This is a genomic window from Hymenobacter cellulosilyticus (assembly GCF_022919215.1).
GTDB lineage: Bacteria > Bacteroidota > Bacteroidia > Cytophagales > Hymenobacteraceae > Hymenobacter > Hymenobacter cellulosilyticus.
The window spans coordinates 970,665-977,500 of sequence record NZ_CP095046.1 but is presented as its reverse complement, the minus strand read 5'-3'; the positions used below and the strand labels follow the sequence as shown (position 1 = coordinate 977,500).

The window sequence follows — 6,836 nt, the reverse complement described above, 5'->3', positions numbered from 1 at the left end:
CCTTTACTATAGCTTGACATTGACGCTGGGTAACACATGTGTAGGATAGGTGGGAGACTGTGAAGCGGTGGCGCTAGCCATCGTGGAGTCAACGTTGAAATACCACCCTTGTGTTGCTTGGCGCCTAATCTCTAACCGGGAAACAGTGTCTGGTGGGTAGTTTGACTGGGGTGGTCGCCTCCAAAAAAGTATCGGAGGCTTTCAAAGGTCCGCTCAGTACGCTTGGTAACCGTACGCAGAGCGCAATAGCAGAAGCGGGCTTGACTGTGAGGCCTACAAGCCGAGCAGGGTCGAAAGACGGATATAGTGATCCGGTGGTTCCGCATGGAAGGGCCATCGCTCAAAGGATAAAAGGTACGCCGGGGATAACAGGCTGATCTCCCCAAGAGCTCATATCGACGGGGAGGTTTGGCACCTCGATGTCGGCTCGTCACGTCCTGGGGCTGGAGAAGGTCCCAAGGGTTCGGCTGTTCGCCGATTAAAGTGGCACGCGAGCTGGGTTCAGAACGTCGTGAGACAGTTCGGTCCCTATCTGTGGTGGGCGTTGGAGATTTGAGAGGACCTGACTTTAGTACGAGAGGACCGAGTTGGACCAGCCGCTCGTGCACCGGTTGTGACGCCAGTTGCAGCGCCGGGTAGCGACGCTGGGATGAGATAAGCGCTGAAAGCATCTAAGTGCGAAACTCACCTCAAGATGAGATCTCCCATAATAAGAGTCGTGGTAGACTACCACGTTGATAGGCTGCAGGTCGAAGGTCCGAAATGGCCGAGCCGAGCAGTACTAATGACTCGAGCGCTTCTAGTAGACCAAGCTCTTTTGTTTCTTTTTCTTCTTACCCGTTTCCTGCGTCAACGATTTGACAGTTTCACTAGCATGTGATCCTGACACCAGTAATGGTGGCTTTAGCACGGGTGTTCACCTCTTCCCATTCCGAACAGAGCAGTTAAGCCCCGTAGCGCCTATGGTACTGCCTTCACCGGCGGGAGAGTCGGTCGCCGCCAACCTTTTTCCAAGCCCTGCCCCTCGCGACTTCGTGCTGCGAGGGGCAGTCGCGTTTTAGGCCCCCTGGCCCGCGGTTCGGTGGCTAACCTTATACATTGATTTGCCTTGAGCTAGTACAGCTCTGTGGCTGTACTAGCTCAGGAGAACTGGGCTACTTACAGGCGATACGATACTAATGCCTTTTGATTCTATTAACGTGTTTGCCTTGGCTATTAAGGAACTTAAGCAGCACTCCATTAGTCCAACCGAAACCATCTTGTAAGGGGTATTCGCCTCCACCAGCGAGGAGAGATGTATCGACTACATTATACTTTTCTAATAGCTTGCCCGATTGCTGAAACACCTTTGTGTTAAGTCTTATCCACCGGTAGGTGATAGTATCGGCAAGTTGAGTCTTGTGGTAGCGGTGTAGTCCATCAATAGCCATATACTGTAAGGGGGCCCAGGCATTTGGGGCATCCCATTGCTGACCGCTCCTATCCAGCGTAGTCAGTAAGCCTCCTTTTTGTAAAAAGTCCTTTTGCAGCCCAATGGCAATATGCTGAGCTTGCTTTTTAGTAGCTAGGCCAAAGGTCAGTGGAAATACGCCAGCCAGGGTTTTCACCGCGGTTGGTTGGTTTTTTTGCCAATCGAAATCAGTGAACCACTCCTTCTGCGAGTTCCAGCAGTAGTGCAGTAAAGCTTGACGGCGCCGGGCTACCTTCTGCTTCCAAAGCTTATTCTGACTCTTGTTGTGCTGTGCAGAGTAGGTATGAGCAATTGTTTGCTCCATAAAAAGCAGTAGGCAGTTCAAATCTACGGGAATCAACGCGGTGGTACGAATGCTGGCCAACGTGTTTGCCGGGCCAAACCAGCGAGTGCTGAAATCCCAGCCAGAAGCAGCGGCGGCACGCATATCCCGGTAAACTTCGGCTGCAGGTCTATTACTGGCTTGGGCCGTCGCTACATCTTCGGCATAGGACTCTTCCCTAGGTTCCGCACTGGAGTCCCAGTACCGGTTCAGTACGGAGCCGTCGGGTAGTCGAACTACCCGGCGCGTCGCCTGGCCACGCGCCAAAGAGTCGGCACCTTGCATCCAGTAGGCGTATTCACGTAGCAGTTGGGGCTGATACCGCAGTAAAACTGTGTCGCCCTGCTCCTGAGCCAGTAGCGCCACCATGAGTGAGAAGAACGGGGCTGGGAGCGGGTCAGGTAGTACGTGCGGTTCCCATTGGGCACAAAGCCGTACTGGTTGATGAGGTGGGCAAAATTGTCAGTCATGTTGCGTACCAAGTCCAGCCGGTTGGCTTCCCGCAGACCCAGCATGGTGAAGTAGGAATCCCAGTAGTATACTTCCCGGAAACGGCCACCAGGAACCAAGTACGGCTTAGGCAACGGCAATAAGGATGAATAGGCGGGAACAGTAGTGGTGGCGGGGCGCTGCAGAACGGTCCAGAGAGTGTCGAGGTGGTGACGTATGCCCAGCGCTACATTGCTACGGTAGTCAGCAGCATTGGCAACGGGCAATTGGAAATTGGCTTGCACAAACTGGCCCAGATTAAAGCCAGGGCGTTGCTTTTCAGTTTGCCAGGCCGCGAGAATCGTGGCGGGTGGCCGTAGTGGCGTGGCATCCACAAAGGTTTTGTTGTCGGGAAATACCTTACCCAGCTGCACAGCCTCGAACAAGCCCGGAAATAGTTGCCGGGGACTGGGCTGAGCCTTCACTACGGCCGGGAGGCACACACAAAGCCAGGCTACAGGAAGAAGCAGTTTGCGCATAGTGTGGAATACATAAGCTAAGCACTCCTCTACGCAGATAGCACCTCTTTGGACAATAGTCAGTAGACCAGGTCTACTCAGGTACCTGACCGCTGTTACGGCGTGACTCCTCTTCCTACTTTCTCCTTCAGAACAAAACAAAAAGCCAGCCCGAGGCAAAGCTCGACGCTGGCTTGACAATAGATTCTCTGGAAAAGGCTAGGCCGCCTGCTCTTCGTTGATACGGGGGCTTTGCACCAGAGCGTAGGCAGGCTGCTCCGCAGCAGTAAGCTTGGTGCCTTTAACCTGTTTAAGGGCCCGCTGCACAGTTACGGTGCAAATCCGGTCGGCGTAACCCAGCTCAACGACGCGCTTGGCAATCAGGGACAGGGTGAGACGCTTGCCCTTGGCTTCGGCCTGCTGGGTGAGGCGGCGCAGCAAGGTTTCCAGCTTGGGTGTGAGCTTATTAGGAGCCCCGCACCGCGGCACCGCGTGCAGATAGTCCTTAAAGCCTTGCTGGGAAAAGGCCCGGCGCATGCTATACACCCGGTCGATGCTCAGGCCCAGCAGCTCGCCGGATTCCTGAACTGACAAATCGGCCATCCAGTGCTGCAGAACCTGAGCACGGTTGCGCTGCTGCTTGGAGAGGATATCAGAGTTGATAAAATCGGCGAGATAAGCTTGCTGCTTGCGGGACAAGCTTAAGGATTGACGATGACGACCCATGGACTGATACGGACGATTGGGGCTGGCAATGGACTAAGAGCAAGCACAGGGCCTAGCTTTGATTTCACTTAGTGGAGGAAATTCAGAGCCTGGACACGGAGCCTGCCGACAATTATTTTCAACGGCTCGAATGTAGGAAGTTGAAAACAATTGTGCAAACGTTTGCGCAATTGTGCACATATATTCATCTTGCTGCCCCTCCCAACAAGCTTGCTGACTGGGTGCTGGCTTGGGTAAACGCTGAACTTGGTTTCGGAGCCTGAACTAGTGCCTAGCTTCGGTGGTTCTTGAAGCGTTATCCTACATCTTAGGAAGGCCAGTTAATTGATTTGTGCGAACTTGCCGCCTATTTCCCTGCTCTTGTGTCTACTCATCGCGCTTCCATATCCGATTTAGCTGCTCAGCTTAATTTATCCGTTTCGACAGTGTCGCGGGCGCTAAGTGACCATAGCCGCATCAGCGACGCGACCAAGAAGCGGGTGTGGGAACTGGCCCGGCAACTAAACTACCAGCCCAACCAATTGGCCGCTGCATTGCGCAAAGGCCGTAGCAATACCCTAGGCGTAGTAGTGCCGCACATTGATGGACAGTTTTTCGCCCTGGTGGTAAAGGGTATTGAAACGGTGGCTACCAAGGCCGGCTTCAACGTGATGATCTGCCAGTCGAATGAAGACGCCGCCCAGGAGCAGAAGAATGTAGAAACCCTCCTCAATGCCCAGGTAGACGGAATTCTGCTGTCCCTGTCGCTCTCGACCCACGACTTTGGGTATCTGGAGGAAATTCGCCGCCGGGATATTCCCATGGTACTCTTCGACCGGGTGGTGGAGAGCAAGGACGTAAGTGCAGTGGTATTGAACGACTATCAGGGTGGTTATGAAGCCGTCTGCCACCTTATTGAGCAAGGTTGCCGGCAGATTGCCCACCTCGGCGGACCTCAGCACCTGAATATTTGCCGTAACCGCTATCAGGGCTATGCTGATGCCTTGCAGCATAACGGCCTCCCTGTGGACCCGATGCTGGTGAATTTCAGCGACCTGCGCATCCAGGACGGGCGCCTGGGCATGGAGTCCTTACTCAACCAGGCGCCACAGCTCGACGCGGTGTTTTCCTGCAATGACCTGGCTCTGGTAGGGGCTATGCAGATTATTAAGCGCCGGGGCCTGCGAATCCCGCAGGACGTAGCTCTGGCAGGCTTTAGCAACGAACTGTTTGACTCGCTGACCGAGCCCATGCTTACTTCGGTAGACCAGCGCTGCGAGGAAATGGGCCGCACTGCCGTACAGATGTTGCTGGATCTTATTAACGAAGGTCCTACCAAAGTAGCGCCCCGGCAGGTGGTGCTGCAGCCTAATCTGCTGATCCGCGAGTCGTCGTTGCGCTCAGACTTGCTGCAGGAAACCAAAGTGTAGCAAATACTATTCTGCTCAAAAGCAAAAAGCCTGGTTTAATACGACCAGGCTTTTTTGCTTTTGAGAAAATACGGAAAGGTTCGAAGCCAGAAGAGCTTGGCGTGGCGCAACGCGCGCAGGCTGTCTTCGGTGGTCAGGTACCATACGGGCAGAAAATACATACGCAAAAGATTAAGTGGGAGAAACTGCCTCTGGGGCAGGGAAAAAGGTAAAGTTGTGGGACGCTACCAGAGCTTCGTATCGTTGATGCCCGGCGGCAAAGGCGGCAGGGCTCCGAAGCCAACCACGCACCAGCCAGCTTCCAGGCCAAAAGAGCCGCCTTGCAGTACGTAGCTAACCGCCCGCAGTAAGGTGCGGCCACTGTACTGTTCAGTTTCAGGCTCGTACTCGCGCAGCAGCAGTACATCGCCGACCTGGTAGTTCCGGTCGTTTTCGCGCACGTCGAAGGGCTTGGTACCCGACTCGACGGCCGCGAAGCAGGCGGGCCAGGTTTTGAGCTCGTGCGTGGGCGGAGGGGCCGGCCGGGCCAGCCGGGCAGCAAATGAGTTATCTGTTTTCATAGGGAGAAGACGTTAAAGGAATACTACCCGTCGGGTTGCATTAGCGGGCCAGGACAGGTTCCAGGTTAGCTGGTTGGGACCGGGCCGCCAGCCGAAGCGTAAGCCCAACTCCGACCAGCACCACAAACAGGCCCGCCACGATGCCCAGCGCCCAGCGCAGAGTCAGGGCATCGGCAAGCCAACCGATAACCGGCGGCCCCAGCAGAAAGCCGCCGTAGCCGATAGTGGAAACCATGCCCAGGGCGGCAGCCGCCGACATTTCCTGCTGCTGACCGGTGGCGCTAAACACCGTGGGAATGACCGTGGACAAGCCCAGCCCGATGAGAAAGAGCCCGCCAATTCCCACGGCCGTAAGGGGTACGACGAGCATGCTCAGCAACCCCGCCAGCGCCAGCAGGCCCCCAACCACTACCAGGCGCTGGGACCCAAAGCGCAAAGCTGCAGCATCGCCGAAAATGCGGCCCGTAGCCATAGCCAGGGAAAAGGCGGCGTAGCCCAGCGGGGCCAGGGCCGAGCTGGCGTGGGTGTCCTGCACGAGGTAAATGGTGCTCCAGTCGGCCATGGCACCCTCACCCAACATGCAGCAAAAGGCCACAATGCCCAGGCCGACTACCAACCGGCTGGGCCACCGAAAGCCCGTCGGCTTAACCAAGGCCGCTTCGGTAGAAGCCCGTACCGATTCAGGGGCGGGCAAGAGCTGGGTGGCAGCCCCTATGGCCAACAGCATGCCCGCGGCCGAGAAGCTGAGCAAGTGCGTAGCGTAACTCCAACCCTGGTGGGCTCCTAGGGCCCCGGCTCCGGCACCCAACATGCCACCCAAGCTGAAGGCTGCATGAAACGACGACATAATGGGCCGTGAGTGCTGCTGCTCCACCTGAATAGCCTGGGAGTTCATGGCCACATCCAGCAGGCCGGTAGCGGCACCCAAGGCCAGAAACAGCGTCATTAGTTGGCCGACGCTGTCCAGTAAGGCCAGGCCGGGGATGAAGGCACAAAACAAGAGGGCGCCAACCGTAGTCATCCGGCTGCTGCCGAGCTTGGGTAGCAGCCAACTAGCCAGGGGCATGGCCGCCCAGGCTCCCATGGCGTTGCAGAACAATACCTGACCCAACTCCCGGTGCTCAATGGCATAGCGGAGCTCCAGCTCGGGCAAACGGGCGGCCCAGTTGGCAAACAGCAATCCGTGCAGAAAGAAAATCAGTGTTACCGCCCAGCGGGCACGGTTTGGGGAAACCGGCACCTCTGGGCGGGAGTCAGCAGACGTGGCATACCTTCGCAGATTACGATGACAAAGGTAGGTTGCAGGTAAGGCTCTCACTACCCGTTGATTAGCCATTTGTAATACTATTTTACCTAACTTTGTTCCGAAATCGATTCCGCAAAGCATTTCTGGGTTAACAA

5 protein-coding genes, 2 rRNA genes and 1 pseudogene (1 of these 8 only partly in view) are annotated in these 6,836 nt (G+C 55.9%); 3 read left to right on the top strand and 5 right to left on the bottom strand.

The features are described 5' to 3' along the window. Together MUN79_RS04840 and rrf are read left to right on the top strand one after the other, a co-directional pair. A 23S ribosomal RNA gene (locus MUN79_RS04840) occupies positions 1–805 on the top strand; it begins 2,100 nt to the left of the window's first position. 88 nt (positions 806–893) lie between these two features. Further along, positions 894–1,005 (top strand): 5S ribosomal RNA (gene rrf / locus MUN79_RS04835). A gap of 170 nt (positions 1,006–1,175) precedes the next feature. On the opposite strand, the pseudogene treF reads toward rrf, so the two are convergent. Together treF and MUN79_RS04825 are read right to left on the bottom strand one after the other, a co-directional pair. Then, a pseudogene (treF, locus tag MUN79_RS04830) lies at positions 1,176–2,761 on the bottom strand (alpha,alpha-trehalase TreF). Positions 2,762–2,959: 198 nt separating this feature from the next. After that, positions 2,960–3,466, bottom strand: coding sequence for a COG3415 family protein (locus MUN79_RS04825; RefSeq protein WP_244676650.1), 507 nt, complete (start codon positions 3,464–3,466; stop codon positions 2,960–2,962). A 362-nt stretch (positions 3,467–3,828) separates the two neighbouring features. On the opposite strand from MUN79_RS04825, the gene MUN79_RS04820 reads away from it, so the two are divergent. Next, on the top strand, positions 3,829–4,875 hold the full coding sequence (locus tag MUN79_RS04820) for a LacI family DNA-binding transcriptional regulator (RefSeq protein WP_244676649.1): 1,047 nt from the start codon (positions 3,829–3,831) through the stop codon (positions 4,873–4,875). A 35-nt stretch (positions 4,876–4,910) separates the two neighbouring features. Here the strand turns inward: MUN79_RS04820 and MUN79_RS29850 are convergent, their stop codons facing one another. The 3 genes from MUN79_RS29850 to MUN79_RS04810 all read right to left on the bottom strand — a co-directional run bounded on the left by MUN79_RS29850 (position 4,911) and on the right by MUN79_RS04810 (position 6,675). Then, positions 4,911–5,036, bottom strand: coding sequence for a hypothetical protein (locus tag MUN79_RS29850; RefSeq protein WP_262922988.1), 126 nt, complete (start codon positions 5,034–5,036; stop codon positions 4,911–4,913). A gap of 63 nt (positions 5,037–5,099) precedes the next feature. Beyond that, positions 5,100–5,435 carry an ASCH/PUA domain-containing protein gene (locus MUN79_RS04815; protein WP_244676648.1) on the bottom strand — a complete coding sequence of 112 codons (336 nt, stop codon included), beginning with the start codon at positions 5,433–5,435 and terminating at the stop codon, positions 5,100–5,102. A 40-nt stretch (positions 5,436–5,475) separates the two neighbouring features. Beyond that, positions 5,476–6,675, bottom strand: a complete 1,200-nt coding sequence (locus MUN79_RS04810) for an MFS transporter (protein ID WP_244676647.1) — start codon at positions 6,673–6,675, stop codon at positions 5,476–5,478. Positions 6,676–6,836 lie beyond the last annotated feature (161 nt).